This window comes from Shewanella sp. GutCb (assembly GCF_002836135.1).
Classification (GTDB): domain Bacteria; phylum Pseudomonadota; class Gammaproteobacteria; order Enterobacterales; family Shewanellaceae; genus Shewanella.
In genome coordinates this window covers 44,717-63,038 of the sequence record NZ_PJBL01000028.1, presented here as the reverse complement: position 1 = coordinate 63,038, position 18,322 = coordinate 44,717, and the positions used below count along the sequence as shown (strand labels likewise).

The 18,322-nt window shown below is 43.5% G+C and carries 16 protein-coding genes; 11 read left to right on the top strand and 5 right to left on the bottom strand.

What is annotated here, in order from left to right:
* Positions 1-21 precede the first annotated feature (21 nt).
* The 6 genes from CXF86_RS17375 (at position 22) to CXF86_RS17350 (ending at position 5,617) form a co-directional block, all read left to right on the top strand.
* Entirely contained in the window at positions 22-1,845 is a 1,824-nt protein-coding gene (locus tag CXF86_RS17375) for a DUF885 domain-containing protein (protein ID WP_102039628.1), read from the top strand.
* Between the two features lie 107 nt (positions 1,846-1,952).
* A complete protein-coding gene (locus CXF86_RS17370; protein ID WP_101093559.1) occupies positions 1,953-2,231 on the top strand; it encodes a peptidylprolyl isomerase in 279 nt (92 codons plus the stop codon).
* A gap of 36 nt (positions 2,232-2,267) precedes the next feature.
* Positions 2,268-2,801, top strand: coding sequence for a GNAT family N-acetyltransferase (locus CXF86_RS17365; protein ID WP_101093558.1), 534 nt, complete (start codon positions 2,268-2,270; stop codon positions 2,799-2,801).
* Positions 2,802-2,880: 79 nt separating this feature from the next.
* Complete coding sequence (locus CXF86_RS17360; protein ID WP_180961101.1) at positions 2,881-3,126, top strand: RNA-binding S4 domain-containing protein; 246 nt, start codon at positions 2,881-2,883, stop codon at positions 3,124-3,126.
* Positions 3,127-3,135: 9 nt separating this feature from the next.
* On the top strand, positions 3,136-3,522 hold the full coding sequence (locus CXF86_RS17355; protein WP_101093557.1) for a ribonuclease E inhibitor RraB: 387 nt from the start codon (positions 3,136-3,138) through the stop codon (positions 3,520-3,522).
* Positions 3,523-3,649: 127 nt separating this feature from the next.
* Positions 3,650-5,617, top strand: a complete 1,968-nt coding sequence (locus CXF86_RS17350; protein WP_102039627.1) for an NERD domain-containing protein kinase family protein — start codon at positions 3,650-3,652, stop codon at positions 5,615-5,617.
* A gap of 27 nt (positions 5,618-5,644) precedes the next feature.
* Here CXF86_RS17350 and gcvA read toward each other — a convergent pair whose 3' ends face one another.
* Positions 5,645-6,535: a transcriptional regulator GcvA gene (gene gcvA, locus CXF86_RS17345; RefSeq protein ID WP_101093555.1), complete on the bottom strand. Its 891-nt coding sequence runs from the start codon at positions 6,533-6,535 to the stop codon at positions 5,645-5,647.
* Between the two features lie 150 nt (positions 6,536-6,685).
* Here gcvA and CXF86_RS17340 point away from each other — a divergent pair, with 150 nt between their 5' ends.
* The 3 genes from CXF86_RS17340 to CXF86_RS17330 all read left to right on the top strand — a co-directional run bounded on the left by CXF86_RS17340 (position 6,686) and on the right by CXF86_RS17330 (position 8,781).
* Positions 6,686-7,465 (top strand): TSUP family transporter, encoded by a 780-nt coding sequence (locus CXF86_RS17340; protein WP_101093554.1) that lies wholly within the window; start codon positions 6,686-6,688, stop codon positions 7,463-7,465.
* 209 nt (positions 7,466-7,674) lie between these two features.
* Positions 7,675-7,881: a hypothetical protein gene (locus CXF86_RS17335; protein WP_102039661.1), complete on the top strand. Its 207-nt coding sequence runs from the start codon at positions 7,675-7,677 to the stop codon at positions 7,879-7,881.
* A 507-nt stretch (positions 7,882-8,388) separates the two neighbouring features.
* Entirely contained in the window at positions 8,389-8,781 is a 393-nt protein-coding gene (locus CXF86_RS17330; protein ID WP_180961100.1) for a DUF4844 domain-containing protein, read from the top strand.
* Between the two features lie 676 nt (positions 8,782-9,457).
* Here CXF86_RS17330 and CXF86_RS17325 read toward each other — a convergent pair.
* From CXF86_RS17325 to CXF86_RS17310, 4 genes are all read right to left on the bottom strand, one after another.
* Positions 9,458-10,720 (bottom strand): valine--pyruvate transaminase, encoded by a 1,263-nt coding sequence (locus tag CXF86_RS17325; protein WP_102039625.1) that lies wholly within the window; start codon positions 10,718-10,720, stop codon positions 9,458-9,460.
* 213 nt (positions 10,721-10,933) lie between these two features.
* Positions 10,934-12,376 carry a HAMP domain-containing sensor histidine kinase gene (locus CXF86_RS17320; protein ID WP_102039624.1) on the bottom strand — a complete coding sequence of 481 codons (1,443 nt, stop codon included), beginning with the start codon at positions 12,374-12,376 and terminating at the stop codon, positions 10,934-10,936.
* Positions 12,312-12,995: a winged helix-turn-helix domain-containing protein gene (locus CXF86_RS17315; protein ID WP_102039623.1), complete on the bottom strand. Its 684-nt coding sequence runs from the start codon at positions 12,993-12,995 to the stop codon at positions 12,312-12,314. The genes CXF86_RS17320 and CXF86_RS17315 overlap by 65 nt, the downstream gene beginning before the upstream one ends.
* A gap of 47 nt (positions 12,996-13,042) precedes the next feature.
* Positions 13,043-13,582, bottom strand: a complete 540-nt coding sequence (locus tag CXF86_RS17310) for a PepSY domain-containing protein (RefSeq protein WP_102039622.1) — start codon at positions 13,580-13,582, stop codon at positions 13,043-13,045.
* Positions 13,583-13,849: 267 nt separating this feature from the next.
* Here CXF86_RS17310 and CXF86_RS17305 point away from each other — a divergent pair, with 267 nt between their 5' ends.
* Both CXF86_RS17305 and CXF86_RS17300 read left to right on the top strand, forming a co-directional pair.
* Positions 13,850-14,995, top strand: coding sequence for an exonuclease SbcCD subunit D (locus CXF86_RS17305; RefSeq protein ID WP_102039621.1), 1,146 nt, complete (start codon positions 13,850-13,852; stop codon positions 14,993-14,995).
* Positions 14,992-18,048: an AAA family ATPase gene (locus tag CXF86_RS17300; RefSeq protein WP_102039620.1), complete on the top strand. Its 3,057-nt coding sequence runs from the start codon at positions 14,992-14,994 to the stop codon at positions 18,046-18,048. The genes CXF86_RS17305 and CXF86_RS17300 overlap by 4 nt, the downstream gene beginning before the upstream one ends.
* Positions 18,049-18,322 lie beyond the last annotated feature (274 nt).

The following is an 18,322-nucleotide window of genomic DNA, read 5'->3' as shown; positions in this document are numbered from 1 at the left end:
GTGAATAAAAGGAAGATTAGAATGAAAAAGGCGATAGTCGCACTATCTATTAGCATGGTACTCGGTATGACGGGTTGCGGTGATAAAGCGAATACTCAATTAAATGAATCAGATGTAGATAAGAGCACGCAATTAAGCCAACAACAAACAGTGAAACAAGCTTATTTAGTATTGGTAGATAATTATTTTAAAGAGTATTTAGCGCTTGAACCTATTTATGCAACGTTCGTAGGCGTTAATGATTATAACGATAAATTTGGTGATGGGTTGTCTGACGAATACCTGACACAACGTCATAATTTGAATAAGCGTTATCTGAGTGACGTAAAAAAAATCGACCGTAGTAAACTGTCTAATGACTTAAAGCTAAGTTATGACATGTTTACCTACGACCGCAATGTCGCTATGGCGGATGAGACTTTTCCTAACCATTTTATGCCAATGAATCAGTTTTACAGCACCGTCATTAGCATGGTGCAGCTTGGTAGTGGCGAAAGTGCTCAACCTTTTCAAACCGTAGAAGATTACCGTAATTGGGAGAAACGTTTAAAAGGGTTCATCGAGTGGATGAAGATGGCGCAAGTGCGTATGAATGAAGGGATTGAGAGTAAGGTGGTGTTACCGAGAGTGTTAGTCGATCGCATCATTCCTCAATTGACGGCTCAATTAGTTTCAACCCCTGAAGATAGTCTGTTTTACACGCCAATAAGCTTAATGCCTGAGTCTTTCTCTGTCGCAGACAAAACAGCACTCACGATTGAATATAAGCAACTCATTACAGACGAGCTTTTACCTGGTTTAACAGGACTACGTGATTATTTCCAAAACACTTATCTAAAATCCGCTCGTGCAACTGACGGTTGGTGGGGCTTACCCAATGGCAAAATGTGGTACCAACACCTTGCTAACACTCATACTACAACGACGATGCCGGTAGATGAGATCCATAAAATTGGTTTAGACGAAGTTGCCCGTATATTGTCGGAGATGGATAAAGTACGCAAAGAAGTGGGTTTTAAAGGCGACTTAAAGGCTTTCTTTGCCTCACTTTCTTCAGAACCACAGTATTTCTTTGATGACCGTCAGGGGCTTATTGATGGTTATATGCAGCTTAAAGACAACATTAATGCTGTGTTGCCTAAGTACTTTAATATCATGCCAAAGGCAGATTATATCGTTAAGCCGGTCGAAAGTTTCAGAGAACAATCGGCAGCGGGTGCGTCGTACGAATCTCCAGCGGTTGACGGTTCACGGCCAGGGGTGTTTTACGTTAATACCTATAACCTTAAGGCGCAGCCAAAGTGGGGCATGACTACTTTATCACTGCATGAAGCCGCACCTGGTCATCACTTTCAGATTTCGATTAAGCAAGAGTTGACCGGAGTGCCTGAGTTCCAGCGCTTTGGTAACTACACTGCATTCGAAGAGGGTTGGGCATTATACGCTGAAAACTTAGGTATCGAGATGGGGCTATTTACTGATCCGTATCAGTACTTTGGAAAGTTATCAGACGAAATGTTACGTGCGATGCGTTTGGTGGTGGATACAGGGCTACACGCAAAAGGTTGGACTCGTGAGCAAGCAATACAATATATGAAAGATAACTCGCCCATGGCTGAGTCTGACATTATTGCTGAAGTCGAACGTTATATGGCGATACCAGGACAAGCCTTGTCTTATAAAATTGGTCAGTTAAAAATATTGTCATTGCGTGCACAAGCTGAAAAAGCGCTAGGTGATAAGTTTGACTTACGCGCTTTCCATGATCAAATATTGACGTCAGGCTCACTGCCTATGGAAGTGATGGAACTGAAAATTAATGACTGGATAGCGTCACAACAATAGAATATGTAACTGATAAACCCGCTGGAATGTCCGCTAATATTTGGGATATACTAGCGGGGTTTAATTTTGCCAAACAGGCAATTATTTTAATTTATAGGAGTTAATCCATGGTACAAGCAACAGCAAGACATCTACTAGTAGATACAGAGCAGCAGTGTGAAGAGCTAAAACAACAGATCCTTGGTGGTGCTGATTTTGGTGATGTCGCTAAAGCAAACTCGTCTTGCCCATCTTCTGCCCAAGGTGGTGATTTAGGTTCATTTGGACCCGGTATGATGGTTAAAGAGTTTGATGAAGTGGTATTTAACGCGCCTTTGAACGAAGTTCAAGGTCCTGTTAAAACACAGTTCGGTTACCACTTGTTAGAGGTGACGAGCAGAGGCTAATCCGCCTGCTGTTTAGTTGTCTATAAAGGATAAGGCATGCTCGAGCTGTATACCGATAGACTTAGGTTAAGAACCGTTATCGCCAGCGATTGGGATGATTTTTTATACACTAATTCATGTGAAATATTGAATCAATACGTTCGTATTCCTCAGTCTGAATCGGTAATACGTCAAAAGTTCGAGCGTGTACTCATCCCCAATAACTTTAAAGAAGACCAACAGTTATCTTTAGTTATTGAAGCCGTACACAGTAAACGTTTTGTTGGTTTTGTGAGCTTACATAATGTAAGCCAAATTCTTGGGCAGTTAGAAGTAGGCTATATGCTGCATGATAACGCGCAAGGAAAAGGTTATGCCACTGAAGCTTTGCAAGGGTTGATTGATTGGGCATGTATTTCATTTATGCCACATAAATTTATCGCCCATTGTGCTGATCTTAATATAGCGTCAACAAAAGTACTCGAAAAGTGCCATTTTCTACAAGAAGGTTTGTTACGTCATAACTGGAAAGTGGGTGATGAATGGCTAGATGAACGATTTTATGGCCTACTTGTGGCAGAAAGAGTTTAGTCACGCTATAAAGCGTGCGCTCGCTTGATGATTTGAGTGTTATAATGCCAGTAGTTTAGTAAATTTAAGGCGAATTAAAGTGAGTTCAGATACTCCAACGCTGACATTAAAGTCAGGCGAAGAATATATCGAGTTATACAAAGTATTAAAAGTCCAAGGAATGATAAGCGGTGGCGGAGAAGCTAAGCATATTATTTCGGAAGGAAAAGTGACGGTTAACGGTGAAGTTGAGACCCGTAAACGTAAAAAAGTCATTGCGGGTGAAGTTGTCAGCTTTAATGACGAATCAGTTCAGATTATTGCAGCGTCCGAAGAAAGCGAGTAGAGGATTAATATGCAGTTTCCAGATGATGATAACGGCAAAATGCTACAAGCAATGGCCGATGCAGGTATCGATCTATCGGTTGCACTTGATGTCGACTTCTTTTTGGTTTTTGAAGACCAACGTGATGCTGAGACAGCAACTGAAGAGTTAGGCAAGTCAGATCTAGAAGGCGAAATTGAGCTTCTCTTAAATGATGAATCAGGTAAGTGGGAACTTATCGTATGCCTCAATATGGTTCCTGACTACAACACCATTGTAGAGCAAGAACTTAGCTTGCATGAGTTTGCTCAAGAGTTTGGCGGCGTAACTGACGGGTGGGGCGTAATGCAGAACCAAGAAGGTGACGACGACTTTGCTGATGAAGACCATGAATGCAGTGATGATTGTAAACACTAATGAGTGTTAAACATCAGCTCTGAAAATGAGTTTTGAAATAAGCCACTTTATTAGTGGCTTTTTTGTGTCCAGACGTTGAGAATGTTAAAAGGAAAAATAAAAATAATTGCCACAGAGGGAGAAAAGAATGGCAAGAATGATAAGTTTTGGAACGCCGGTAAATGATGCTGAACGTTGGGCATTTTCATTGCTCGCTGATGAACTTCCAGAAGATTATATTTTACTCACCAATGTTGAGATCCCCACTAAATCTGGTCAGGCAATGGAAGTTGATGCACTCGTTATTGGCGAGTGGGGCGTTTACGTTGTTGACGTTAAAGGCTATATCGGCCGATTAGACGCTGGTCTGCACGCTTGGTCTCTTGATGGACGTGAAGTCGACAATAGCCTAGCTAAGGCTAACTACGTTGCTCGTGTCTTAGCGGGTAACGTCAAGCATAAGATCCCTGTTGGTGTTTATGCCCCTTGGTGCCAAGGCATGGTGTTTATTACTGGCCGTAAAGGGGAAGAGATTGAACTTGAAAAGCAGCAAGGCTCTTTGAGTATCTATACTCCAAAACAGATTGTCGCAGCGCTAACCACAGAGTGGGGACTGACTGCACCTAGAAAGCATCAAGTGACGAATACCCAAAAAGAGCTGGTGCTTGAAACCATTGGCCAAGTCGCCATCGTAGAGCAACGTAATAACAAAATCCAAGATTTCACCAAACTCAAATGTCTATTTATTCAAAGTGGATTAGAAGTCTGGCAGGCGGAGTATAATCCGGGTGAGTGGACCGCTCCTTGGCTGTTAAAAGTATTAATCCCGACTCAGTTTGACGATAGCAGCCAATCTGAAACCCATGAAGCCCAACTTAGAACTGAATTTCAACGCCTACAAGCGTTGTCTGGCTGCAGTGGTGTGCCCTATTGTGCGCCATTAATACAAGACGGCGAGCAACTCGTTTTGCCTATTCGTATGCCGCGTGGTGTGCCGCTTAATGTGCTTGAGTCGGAGCTGATGACCACTTATCAGCTGCTAGAAATACTGCGTCGCAGTGTGTCAGGCTTACAACAGATCCATCGCCGCGGCTTTACCGTCAGTGGCTGGACGAGCAACTGTATTTTTGTATCAGACATGGGTGATGTCGAATTCATCGATATCAAAGACACACTGAGTGTTAACAACGATATCAAAGCCTATGCACAAGGGTTCTTAGCGATCGCTGAGCAGACTAAGCAACCTCGAGTCTATCAATGGTATCGCGCCGCTGTTGCGGGTGAAACCAATGACTTAGATGCATTGCGCTGCGATCTCTCTGCATTGATCGACCAAGGTGTTTGCGATACGGTGCCTGAAAAAATTGAGATCACTAAAGGCGCCGTTATTGATCATCATTTTGAGTTGGAGCAATTTATTGCAGCCACTAAGACAAGTCAATTCTGGCGGGCAAAACACCTGCAGGGACAATATCAGTGCGGTATATCAATCTATAGCAGTGTCGAAGCCAATTGGTCTATGCTCAGTAACACTTATCGGAGTTTAGCTAAACTTTTTCACCCCCATATAGAAAAAGTCCTCGCCTTCGGCCAACTGCCGCAAAGTGAAGAGCTGTTTATTGCTCGAGCGTGGGAGTATGGCGTCTCCATAGATGAGTTACCGGCAATTGAGTTGGGTCAGCCTATTAAATGGTTTACCCAGCTGCTTACGGGCTTGCAGTATATGCATCAAATGGATATCTACCATGGGGCTATTTGTCCTAAAAATATCATCTGTAACCCCAATAAAGCGATTCTGGTGAACTTTGGTATTGGCCTAGATATCGCCGCGAGTCATTACGCAAGCCAATATGCGGATCCCACGCTGTGGGATGTTGAAGGGCAAGCTGAGAAAGATCTTTATGGACTGGTGGCCAGCTTTGTTGATGCATTGGCTCCCGATAATGTAAAAGGTGATTTGGGGCAAGCAGGTATTATCCAAGCCCTAGAAGCCTTCGATAGACAATGGTTTGGAGAGGCTCTTTTTGATGCCTGTCTTAAAGTGTTGCGCTTTGAGATCGCTGTCGAGCCTGGTCTCAGTTACTTAGAACTGTTCGACATCGCAGAGTTACAGTGATAACACATTGGTAAAATAGCCAATTTGTTACGTCTCTCTATAGGGGCTAAAGAGTTCGAGTAACCAATCAATAAAGGCTTGTACTTTTAATGATAGGTTGCTCGATTTAGGCGTTAAGAGGTAGTAGCTGTATGGGCTCGTGAATTTCGCCACAAAAGGGATCACTAGCGTGCCACTTTTAAGCTCATCTTCAATAAAAAAACGTGGAATAAGGGCCACGCCCATACCACTTACAGCCGCTTGGCTGAGCATGTAAAAGTGTTCTACACCAAACTTGTTTTTTGTTGTTAGCTTAATCCCCACATCTTCAGCCCAAAGCTGCCAAAGATCAGGCCGGGTGGTATGTTTAAGCAGTGTCATCTGGTTGATTGACTCCAGAGATGTTAACTGTTGGCTTAATTCTGGTGAACACACAAGGCAAAGATCTTCATCCATTAACTTCATCACATTGACCCCTTTCGGAATAGAAGTGGCGCTCCGTACTGCAATGTCATATTTAGCGCTACTGAAATCAACATCAAAGTCACCAATTGAGAGATCAACATAAAGATGTGGAAATCGAGATTTAAAATCCTCCATGCGTGGGATAAGCCAACTAATGGTTAAGCTAGGTAGCACGTTAATGGCCAAGGTTTGAGTGCGTAACGGATGATCAATTAGGTCGGCAGTAGCGTTATTAATCGTCTGTAATGCTGATTGAACATTAACAAAGTACCTCTCACCCTCATCGGTGAGTTTTAGGCTACGGTGCTGCCGAATAAACAATGGGGTACCCACATACTCCTCTAATATTCTAACCTGCTTACTGATAGCACCATGAGTCACAAATAGTTCTTTACTAGCAATTGTAAAGCTGAGTAATCGAGCTGCAGCTTCAAAGGCGCGTAGCGAGTTAAGTGGTGGAAGATGAGAGTACATTCGTTATGCCTTGTTTTACTTTGTATGAGTTCTTGCATGAGTTCTCGTGTGAGTTTAACTCACACTAACAATACGATAACTCCTTTGTGTTTTAACTGCAAACCTCGTTTAATAGCGGCACTTTACTCATTAACTTAACCTGAAGCCCAAATGACAATTGAACTCACCATAGAGCTTATTGCTCTGCTATTTTTTGTGGCAGTCGTTGCCGGCTTTATCGATGCAATAGCAGGTGGCGGCGGTTTGTTAACCATTCCTGCGCTTATGTGGGCAGGTTTACCACCAACAGTCGCATTAGCCACCAATAAATTACAAGCCTGTGGTGGTAGTTTCTTTGCCAGTATGTACTTTGTCCGTAAAGGTCTTATTAATTTGGCAGATATGAAGCTGAGTATCCTCTGTGCCTTTATTGGGGCAGCAATAGGTACCATTGCCGTGCAGATGATAGACACCGCTTTTCTTGAGGTTATGTTGCCGTTTCTGATTCTAAGTATTGGTGGTTATTTTCTATTTTCGAAAAAAATTACTGAAGAGGAAAAACACCAAGTACTGACACCGGCAGTATTTGCCTTTACGGCCGCATTAGGTGTGGGTTTTTATGATGGATTTTTTGGTCCCGGTACCGGCAGTTTCTTTGCCTTGGCATTTGTCTCCTTGGCGGGCTACGGCCTTGCGAAAGCGACAGCACACGCTAAAATTCTTAACTTTTCTACTAACATTGCCTCGTTGATCTTTTTTGCCATCGGCGGCAAAGTGTTTTGGATGCTTGGTGGTGTCATGCTGGTAGGGCAGGCAATCGGCGCGACACTCGGCTCGCGCTTGGTGCTAACTAAAGGCACTAAAATTATCAAGCCATTAGTAGTGACGATGTCGATAGCCATGAGCCTCAAACTATTGTCTGAACAATATGATCTTTTTTTCTGGATTTAGGCACCTTTGAATTGAAGTGAGTCTTGCAATGAAGGCGAGTGACATTGTCTGTTGAATTTAAGCTTTACAGTGACATGTATATCAACAAAGCTCTACCGTTGGACATTTTACATCTTTGATAGTGGTTGACTTTAAATGGCCCGCTAACACTAAATTCGCTTATTGGCAGCACGTTATATGGCAATCAACATCAAACAGGTGGTACCCCAATGGATAGTGCATCAATTCTGGTTTGGAGTGTGTTGTTTGGCAGTATTGGCATGGGCTACTTTATGTATGGCCGCAGGCAAAAAGCGATAGTGCCATTATGTATAGGTTTATCGCTTTTTGTATTCCCATACTTTATGTCTAGTGTGACTATGTTGCTTATTGTTGGTGTGATTTTAGTGGCAATTCCATATTTTATTAGAATATAAACTTTTAGCTAAGGTTACTTATTTTTAATGCACTTCATTCCTGGAGGTCAGAAGCCATCGTTGAGCTTACACGGACCCTTTCTTTTATAAAGAGCTTCGGCGAGTCTCAGTTGCGTCTGTACATACGCTTGCCATAGGCCATTGGAATTTATCGGCCTGAAGTTAACTCACTTATGCCCCATTGTGAGTTACAGTCGATAAGCAGCACAGATAAATAACAAGCCAGTTGACCTACTATTACTAATCCATAAAGGGCACTTACTGATTGTTTTCGGTAAGACATCTATATCAATGCGTACCTTTTTCGATTATGTGTGCTCGTTATTTCAACATTACTTTGCTAGAGTGCTTATTAATCAATGGCTTTGCTAAAGCGAGGCTTAAATAATAGGTTTATTAAATGTGCATGCGCATTTACCAAATATACACGCATGCGCACTATACAAATGTAAGTGTTCAGGAGTTGGCTGGAAGATGCATCTTAGAAATTTATGGTTTGTAGTGCTGATGTACCTTCTCACTTCCTGCTCCTTTGGTGAGGAACAGGTACTGAAAATAAATGAGCAAGTAGTATCTAAACTAGAAGTCTTACTTGCTGAAAAGAAGTTTATTGAAGACCCCGTCATCATGTACCCTGGTGCGCCTGACGAAGCGACAAGGATAAGCGCTGAAGTAATAGTAAATGACCTTACTTCTCGAATAATACTTGGGATCGTAGAAAAGCCGACCAAGGATTATGTGCTCAGCCAGTTCAAGTTAACACTCGGTCAATTTGGCAGTTTTGACTCTGAAGATGCTGATAGAGCATTACGATACATGGAGAGGATAATGGATATTCTTGGTATTGAAAGCTCAGATGGTCTTTTCAACGAATGGCGTTACGGTTTTGAACCTGCTTAAAACACTAACAAGCCTCTGAATTAAGATTCGCCAAGGCTGTCACGCCCTTTGTTGAGCAAATCGCTCGCCAGCACATGGTTCACTTATTAGAGAGGCGTTACCGTATATCCGATTGCAATACTTTCTCTAATGCCAGTAGTCATTTCCAGTGCTTTAGCACTAACATATTTCTGTCCAGAAATGAGCTAGACGCTACTTTGAACTCGCTGGAAGATCATCTGCTGTGGAACGTGCAAGCTTCTGAAAAAGGGATTTTTCAGCAGAGCCTACATGGAGGTATTCACGGCGGCTTGCAAAGGAACATAGTGGATGAGCTGCTTTCCATCATAAGTAGATGTTTTAGGTAATGGCACTAGATCCCAGCCCAGAAGCCTTGCCGAGATGGCTCCCAATTATTCCCAAGTTGTTCTGCTAAGCTATCTCATTTCTGTCCAAAAGTGAGTTTACAGAGGTATGTCCTAAAACAAGTGATTAACAGCAAAATTCGAATCTAATCTTCCAACACGTGAACGTAAACACGGCAGTGAGCTTCTGTGACAAAGCTACGTCAATTCACCGTGTCACAGAGGTGTTGGATTAGTTCAAACCGAATTCAGTCGCAGCCTTGTCAGACTCGTGGACAAGGTATTTCCATTTTTTGAAAAAACCACCTTGAACTTGAAGAACACCGACTGAATTAACCGTTGCTATAAGCCTTGGTGACCTCTTGTGCAATGATAGCGATGCCATCGCGCATCTTGGCTTCATCCTGCACGTAGTTCATTCGCAAACATTGATGAGCGTGATCCCACTTTCCTTCAGACTGGTCTTTCTGTCCGAAGAAAAAGTACTCTCCGGGTACAATCAATACACCGCGTGCCTTTAATCGGTCATAGAGTTCCATAGTGCTAATCGGTAACTCGTCGAACCACAGCCAAAGAAACATCGCGCCTTCAGGTTTATGGATTTTAAATCTGCTATCGGTGATAGATTGCTGCAATAATTTCAGAGCAAACTCTGATTTTTGTTTATAAAAAGGCTTAATCACCGTTTCACTTAGGCTCAATAGATCACCCGAGTCAATCATGTGCTTGGCGATGGCGGGCCCAAATCCTCCAGGGGCAAGGCTGATGATGCCATTAAGGTTCGTAAGTGCCTGAGTGATCTCTTCACTTGCGATAACGATGCCACAACGTACGCCGGGTAATCCAAGCTTAGACAGACTCATACAGAGTATGGTGTTGCTGTTCCAAAACGGGGTCACTTCTTCGAAGATTATATTTGGAAACGGGGTGCCATACGCGTTATCGATGATAAGGGGAATGCCATTTTCGCGGGCTAAGATGTCTAACTTGGATATTTCAGTGTCAGTCAGCACATTACCGGTGGGATTGGTGGGGCGAGAAACACATATGGCGGCCACAGATCTGTCGACTTCTAATTGCTCAAAATCCACATGGTACTTAAACATGCGGTTACCTAGCATCTCGATTTCGGGGCGGTAAGAGACAAATATATCGTCATCAAGCCCAGCATCATTGTAACCGATATATTCAGGGGCCAATGGCAACAGAATTTTCTTATGGCTGCCATCAACTTGCTTGCCTGCAAGCAGGTTAAACAGGTAGAAGAAGGCACTTTGGCTGCCATTGGTCAGACTGATATTCTTCTCGCTGATCTCCCAGCCGTAGGTATCTCGTAACAAGTCAGCCAAGGCTTTTAAAAATGTGTCTTTACCTTGCGGTCCATCATAGTTGCCTAATGCCGCGACCAGTTCTCCATTTGCCAGCATCTCGCTTGCTGCTTGGTGAAAGTAATCTTGCATCGCGGGAATGGTTGCAGGGTTTCCTCCGCCCAGCATAATGGCCCCCGGAGTACGCAGCCCTTCATTGAGGTCATTCATCAGCTGATTAATGCCGGAGTTACGATTAAATTTTTCACCAAATTTTGAATACTGCATGACAGCTACACCTGAAGATACCGAAAGGACTTAAAGAGTGCCTGTAGTAACAATATTTAGCGGCAAACGCACTTATTATTTAATTTTTTAGTGACTAATTTGGAATACATCATGTTTTGTTGGGGAAATCGTAAATTATTTGCACACTTGTCCGTTATTCTACAAAGCAGGGCTGGTGGCTTTGATTCAAGTTGAGTCGTGTTTTAAGCGACACTAAGCATCAGTGGTATTGGCATTGCTGCTATCATCCGATGCCGTTTTCTTAGGCTTTATAAATTCAACATTTACGATTAATCCTGGCTTATTATCGAGTAATTCAATTTTTCCGTTATGCAGTTGAATAATCGCTTTTACCAAGGTTAAACCTAAGCCAAAGCCTACAATCTGCCGGCTCTTTTCGATGCGATATAAGCGCTGGAAAACTTTCTCTTTTTCGACATCACAAATACCTGGACCATTATCGCTAACGGTAAAACCACGGGGTGTTAATTGAACACTAATTTGTGCATTATCTCCTGCGTACTTACTGGCATTTTCTAACAGGTTGTATATGGCTCTAAACAACAGCGTTGCATCACCTTGAATAGACAATGGCTCAGCGCTTCCTATACTGACAAGTTGTTGTTTCTCTTCTGCAAGCGGCTCAATTAAATCCACGGCATCGACAATTATTTGCTGTAAATTAACGGTTTTAAAGTGTTGGCTGTTGCTCTCTTTTTGTTGCTGAAGCCTTGTTAACTCAAGCATTGCACTAAAGGTGAATAATATTTCGTCTAGCTTATCCAGCATCGATTGTAGCTGTTCACTAGGGTGATTCAGTTGTTGTTTACTTAATATCTCCGATTCAATTTGCTGCCTTAAATGGCTCAGTGGCGTACGCAAATCATGAGCTATAGCATCGGTAATTCCAGAAATCGTTTCAAAGGAGTGCTGCAATTGATTGAGCATGGTATTGATATGTAGCGCCATATGATCATATTCATCATTTTGCTTAGAGACTGCGACACGTGCGCTCAATTGGCCTGATTCAACTCGTAAGGCGACTTGGTTAAAGTTGTTAATGCGCTTTAATACCCGCATTGAGAAAACTAACCCGGTTATAACGCCAAGCAATACGGCCAGTAATAATGCAATTGCTGACGCACTAATAAATTGTCCCTTGAGTTCATACAATGATTCATCGTCGACAGCAACAATTAGCGTCCCAGAGGCCAAAGGCTGAGAGCAACCAGAGACCAGTCTGATTTCATCAAATTGGTCTAGCCAAATGGGAAAACGCGATAAGCTCGGGCATTGCGATAACGTTGTCGGGGGAGCGCTAAGCCTACCAATAATTTTTTGCTTTATTTGATAACTTAGAATGTATTGACGTGAACTCTGAGCCTGTAGTTCAAATTGTTCAATAAATTGCTCATGACTTAATTGCTCAGCAAGTAATGTTTGCTGAGCAATAATATTAGCCATTTGTAACTGTTGCTGACGGTTCATTTGGCCAATACTCAATTGGTACAATACTACCAGTAGGATGGCTACCACTGATAATAATAAGCCAGTATACAAACGGGTTAAACGCCACACCGAGTGGGCTGTTTTAACGCTGTTCCACCATTCTGTAACCGACGCCGCGTACTGTTTCCAGTAAAGGGGTAAGACCATCAAATTCTACCTTTTTACGCAATCTTGCCATATGAACATCAATAACATTCGTTTGTGGATCAAATTGATAATCCCAAACGGCTTCAAACAGTAACGATCGAGATACTACTTGTCCGTTATGTTCCATCAAATAACGTAACAGTTTAAACTCTTTTGGCTGCAGAGATATTTCTGCTGAACCTCGGAACACCTTATGAGAAAGCAGGTCCATTTTTAGATCGGCAACATGTAAAACGGTGGTTAGCTTTTCGTTGTGAGTCCCTTTGCGCTGAATGAGGATCTCTATACGCACGAGTAGCTCAGAAAGCGCAAAAGGTTTGATGAGGTAATCGTCACCGCCTTCACGCAGCCCTTTTACACGTTCAGATACACTATCTAATGCACTTAAAATCAGAACGGGTGTTTGTTTGCCAGCATTTCTTAAGGTTGTTAATACCGTTAAGCCATCTAATTTAGGCAGCATCCGATCAAGCACAATTAATTGGTAGTCGCCTTCCAGCGCTAAGAATAAACCATCTTGGCCATTATCCGCGAGGTCAATCTCATAGCCCTGTTCTTGAAGGGCTTTTTGTAAATATTGACGAGTCGTCTGGTTATCTTCAATAACAAGAATTCGCAAAAAAGTTTCCCTAGGGGAGTGCTACTCCCCTATAAATATTGACGGAGTTAGCGCTTCATTACCGGAATAGCTTTGCCTGTGGTTACATCTACAATGACACGTGTAAGGCCTTGATCACCCATCAGCTTAAACTTGTAGAAAGTAATGCCTTTTTTATTCTTTAATTCAAATTCAAAAACATCAGCAGAATATTTTAGCTGTAATTGGGCAATAGTAGCGCCTAAGTTAAATTTTGATGCTTGTAACTCCTGTAACGCTAACAGGTCATCATCATCTAATCGGCTTAAGCTATTTTGGGTTTTATGTTTTAAAATCGCGCCATCTGCAAGGCTTAATTCAATGTTATGCTTCTCTTTTGTTTCCAGATTGATCGCTTCAATATCATAGGTAGCTTGATTATCATGATCATCAATTTCAAATTCGACAATGTGCTTAGCGTAATCTGTACTTACTTTTTCAATAGCCTGTTCTAAGGTGTAATTAGCGCGTTGCAATGCGAGTGCTGCCAGTGCGTCGTCTTCTTGACCCGCAAATGCTGATATTGATGTGAAGGCCAGTGCAGCACAGATTAATTTAGTACATCTCATTTTGTTATCCTAGTGGTTGTTTGTTGAGAACTGAATTGTACGTGTTGTCCCTTTCATCAACGTGGATGAATCATTACAAAAAGTTAATCTTCGAACTTGGTATTAACGGCGTATCACTGGGGTCAACTAAATGAGCTCAACTCAAAAATACTAACATATCTTTAGCTGTATAAGTGTTTGCAACAACGGTTATCACGCTTGTGAAACGTCGATAGTTTTCTTACTATAGAACTCTCTCTCATCTCCTTCATTTTTAAACGAGAATGCATGAAATTTATCCACACCTCTGACTGGCATATCGGCAGGCAGCTTCATAATCAGAGCCTGCTCGATGATCAGCGCTTCGTGTTAAACCAGATTGTTGAACTGGCGACTGAGCATAATGTCGATGCGGTGATTGTTGCTGGCGATATCTATGATCGTTCCATTCCGCCAGCTAACGCGATAGCGCTGTTAAACGAAGTGGTTAATCGTCTGGTGAATGAACTAAAAATCGCGGTAATTATGATTGCTGGCAACCATGATGGCCATGAACGTTTAGGCTTTGCCTCGAAGCAGATGAGTGACAGTGGGCTACATATCGTTGGGCCGTTGACCAATAAAGTGAGTGCCATCAAGCTTAAAGGCAAGCAGGGCAGTGCGGTATTTTACGGTCTGCCCTATGCCGATCCTGCCACCGTACGGCATGTGTTTGATTGCGAAGTGAGCACCCACGAAGCAGCGATGGATAAATTGCTTGAACAAGTGCATGAACATGACAGCCAAGGTTTGCCCAAAGTGGTGATCAGTCACTGTTTCATTGATGGGGGCAGTGAATCTGAATCAGAGCGCCCTCTGAGTATTGGCGGCGCCGATAAAATTTCAGCAAAATTGTTTATGCCCTTTAACTATACGGCGCTCGGTCATCTGCATGGGCCACAGTATAAAGGCGCTGAAAATGTTCGATATTCAGGCTCTATGCTCAAGTATTCGTTCAGTGAGCAGCACCAGAATAAGTCAGTGACCTTGGTTGAGTTAGATGCAGAGGGTAAAGCTGATTTTGAGTTGCTGCCATTGTCTGCCATGAGAGATGTGCGGATTATTGAAGGCAACCTCGTTGAGTTGCTCGAGCAAGGTAAAACAGATGTTAACCGTGACGATTATCTCATGGTGAGATTGAGTGATAAAACCGCCATTTTAGATGCTATGGGTAAGCTCAGAAGCGTGTATCCAAATGTGCTGCATTTAGAGCGTACCGGCTTGATGCGCGATAACGGCAAGGTAGAGTTAAGCCGAGACCATATCAAGAAAGGCGAGATGGATATGTTTAGTGATTTCTTTGCGCAAGTGTCCGGTGACGCAATGACTGAGGCGCAGCAACACGCGATGACAACAGCCATCGATGAGCTACATAAAGTGGAGCGCACATCATGAGACCGCTTATTTTAGAGATGTCAGCATTTGGTCCATTTGCATCGGTTCAAACAACCGATTTTTCAGCCTTAGGCTCTAATCCGCTGTTCTTGATCAATGGCCCGACTGGCGCGGGTAAAACGACCTTGCTCGATGCCATCTGTTTTGCACTCTATGGCAAGACCACAGGCGATGAGCGTGAGGGCAGTCAGATGCGCTGTGACTTAGCGGCTGACAGCGTGTTAACCGAAGTGACCTTCAGCTTTGCGCTTGGTGACAAGCAATATCGCATTCGCCGGGTCCCAGAGCAACAGCGAGCGAAGAAAAGTGGTGATGGTTACACGGTGCAAAAACCGGAAGCGCAGCTTTACCACATCGATACTGATGGCACCGAGCATTTGCTGGTGGCCAGCAAGGTGTCGGAAGCGACCGCTGAGATTGAACTGCTCACCGGACTGGATGCGGATCAGTTCCGCCAAGTGATGGTGTTACCTCAGGGCAAGTTCCGTGAACTGCTGATGGCAGATTCAAAAGACAGAGAGAAGATTTTTAGCCAACTGTTTCAAACGCAGATATACCGCCGCATTGAAGACAAATTAAAGTTTCAGGCCTCAGCCATTAAGGCCGAAGTCAGGGACCAGCGTAACAAACGTGATGGCATTTTACATAATATCGTCCTTGATTCTGATGATGCATTAACGAGCGAACTTACAGAGCTGACGCCAACACTGGCTCAAGCGTCGGAGGCTAAAGAGACGGCCAAACTAGCCCTTATCAATGCCAATAAGCTGTTTGAATCGGCTAAGTTACTGGTTAAGGATTTTGATGCTCAAGATAAATTGCAACAGAGTGCAGTATTATTAGCAGAGCAAAAAGACAGTATGGCTCAGCGTCAATCTAAGCTCGATAATGGCCAAAAAGCACTGCAACTTAAGCCAGTGTTAGAGGGATCATTAGCGCGTGAAGTTGAGCGGACTCAAGCGCAAGCTGCTGTTAGCCAGGTTCAATCCACCAAGCTGGCGAGCGAGCAGGCGCTCACTGTAAGTCAAAGCAAGTTTGATACCTTGACTGAGTTGGATCTTAAATGCCAACAGGCTCAGAACGACGAGCAAAAACTGACACAATTAGTACCACAGCTGCAGGGATTAGAGAGCTTACAAACAGCGCTGAGTCTTGCAACCAATGAACGTGATCAAGCTAAAAATAGCGGGATTAAAGGTAAGGCTACATTGGATGCTTTATTGGCAGACAAGCAAGCAGCAGAGCAACAGGTACCTCAGTTAGAACTGGTTGCGAGTCAGCAAGTTGATGCCCAGCAAGCGTTAACGGCACAAAGCGAATTGATTGAGCGTTACCAGCAGTGGCAGGTGGCGGCTCACCATGCGGGAAACACCGAGCAGGCGTTGCAACTGGCGGAAGACAAAGGGAAGCAGTGTCGTCTTGATGCCAAAGCTAAAGGGGAGGCTTATGATCAACTTCAGCTGATCTGGCACCGTGGCCAAGCAAGTCTATTGGCACAAAAACTCAACCCCGGGCAACCCTGTCCAGTGTGTGGCAGCGCTGAGCACCCTAATCCTGCTCAAAGTGAACAGCGATTACCGACAGAAGATGATTTAGAGTCAAGCAGACTGACGAGTGAAACCGCCAAAGATGCACTGAGCCAAGCTATCGCCGATTATAAAGGCTTGAAAGCTCAACTTCAGGAGCAAGTGAAGTTTAGGGATGAATATCAGCAAAAGCTGGGTGAGTGGGTTTCTCATTCACTTGAATCATTGCAAGCTCATCTTCAACAAGTACAGCAGCAAGTTCATCACGCTAATACTGCCGCTCAAGCGTTAACTAAACTCAGGCAACAGATAAAAGTTTGGCAGTCAAAGGAGAAGGAGTTACAGACGCAGCTTGAAGGTGAGCGTGATATTTTTCATGATCTACAGAAGAGCGTATCAAGTATCCAAGGACAATTTGATCAAGCTTCTGCTTCTATACCTGAACTATACCGTAGCTTGGATGTACTTACCGCAGCGATAAACGAAGCGACGTCTTACTTGACAGATCTACAACAAACGATAAACCACATCCGTCAGTCCCATACCCAAGCGCTGGAGCAAGATGCGGCTAAAGCGGCGGCATTAACAGCCGCTCAGTCAAGCTTACTTCAAGCACAAGAGCAAGCGGATAAGGCTCAAGCGGAACTTGACTCACAATTATCAACATCAGGTTTCAGTGACAAGCAAGCGTTAAGCCAAGCCTTGTTATCGAGTGATGGGCTGCAGACGTTAACCGATGAGATTGCCAAGTATCAACAGGACTGTATCGCTAATCAAGCGACGCTCACTCCAATAAGCGATAAGTTAGCAGGGCAAGTCAAACCACAGCTGGCAGAGAGCGAGCTGAGTTTAGCGAGTATTCAGACAGAGCAACAACTGGCAGAGCAAAGCTGGCAGCGAGTACAGAGTCGAGTTACTCAACTGACTCAAACTCAGCAACAGCTGAAAGAGGCTGATGCTAACGCTAAGAAGCTAGAAGATGAATATGCCATCATAGGGACATTATCCGAAGTGGCTAATGGTCAAACGGGTAACAAGGTGAGCTTACAGCGCTTTGTGCTTAGTGTACTGCTCGATGATGTGCTGCTTGAGGCCAGTCATCGACTGCAATTGATGAGTAAAGGTCGATATCGCTTAATCCGCAAGGAGGAACGCGCTAAAGGCAATAAAGCTTCTGGGCTTGAGCTTGAAGTTGAAGATGCCTACACCTCAAAAGTACGCCCTGTGGCAACGCTCAGTGGCGGTGAGAGCTTTATGGCTGCACTCTCTATGGCATTGGGTTTATCTGATGTCGTGCAAGCGTATGCGGGCGGTATTAAGCTCGACACCCTATTTATCGACGAAGGCTTTGGCAGTTTAGACCAAGACTCGCTTGATTTAGCGATCCGTACCTTAATGGATCTTCAATCTGCTGGGCGCATGATAGGAGTTATCTCCCATGTGTCGGAAATGAAAGAGCAGATCGGTACTCGAATCGATATCAATAAGAGTGTACTCGGAAGCGAGATCTCAATCGTACTACCGTAGAACATACCGTTACTTTTTATGTCCTGATATAAACGGCTTAGCGTGATTGTTTAAGCCGTTTTTGTGTGATGAAGCAAGCAACGCTACTCTTTTAGCATTGCTGTCTGATATCTTCTGATTTAACGGGTCATAAGCGACGATCGCGCTTTTTAATCTACCCATGTTACTCATTTTATCGGTTAGCAATCTCATTCTGCGTTTTTTCATGCAATAAAATTGCAAATTTGTGCACTGAAAGAGTTCATATAAATCCAATTATTTGGTATAAATTGAC

Excerpts from the sequence above, each read along its gene's own strand:
- CXF86_RS17375 (WP_102039628.1), top strand. The coding sequence starts at position 22 with ATGAAAAAGGCGATAGTCGCACTATCTATTAGCATGGTACTCGGTATG.
- CXF86_RS17370 (WP_101093559.1), top strand. The coding sequence starts at position 1,953 with ATGGTACAAGCAACAGCAAGACATCTACTAGTAGATACAGAGCAGCAG.
- CXF86_RS17365 (WP_101093558.1), top strand. The coding sequence starts at position 2,268 with ATGCTCGAGCTGTATACCGATAGACTTAGGTTAAGAACCGTTATCGCC.
- CXF86_RS17355 (WP_101093557.1), top strand. The coding sequence starts at position 3,136 with ATGCAGTTTCCAGATGATGATAACGGCAAAATGCTACAAGCAATGGCC.
- CXF86_RS17350 (WP_102039627.1), top strand. The coding sequence starts at position 3,650 with ATGGCAAGAATGATAAGTTTTGGAACGCCGGTAAATGATGCTGAACGT.
- gcvA (WP_101093555.1), bottom strand. The coding sequence starts at position 6,535 with ATGTACTCTCATCTTCCACCACTTAACTCGCTACGCGCCTTTGAAGCT.
- CXF86_RS17340 (WP_101093554.1), top strand. The coding sequence starts at position 6,686 with ATGACAATTGAACTCACCATAGAGCTTATTGCTCTGCTATTTTTTGTG.
- CXF86_RS17335 (WP_102039661.1), top strand. The coding sequence starts at position 7,675 with ATGGATAGTGCATCAATTCTGGTTTGGAGTGTGTTGTTTGGCAGTATT.
- CXF86_RS17330 (WP_180961100.1), top strand. The coding sequence starts at position 8,389 with ATGTACCTTCTCACTTCCTGCTCCTTTGGTGAGGAACAGGTACTGAAA.
- CXF86_RS17325 (WP_102039625.1), bottom strand. The coding sequence starts at position 10,720 with ATGCAGTATTCAAAATTTGGTGAAAAATTTAATCGTAACTCCGGCATT.
- CXF86_RS17320 (WP_102039624.1), bottom strand. The coding sequence starts at position 12,376 with ATGGTCTTACCCCTTTACTGGAAACAGTACGCGGCGTCGGTTACAGAA.
- CXF86_RS17310 (WP_102039622.1), bottom strand. The coding sequence starts at position 13,582 with ATGAGATGTACTAAATTAATCTGTGCTGCACTGGCCTTCACATCAATA.
- CXF86_RS17305 (WP_102039621.1), top strand. The coding sequence starts at position 13,850 with ATGAAATTTATCCACACCTCTGACTGGCATATCGGCAGGCAGCTTCAT.
- CXF86_RS17300 (WP_102039620.1), top strand. The coding sequence starts at position 14,992 with ATGAGACCGCTTATTTTAGAGATGTCAGCATTTGGTCCATTTGCATCG.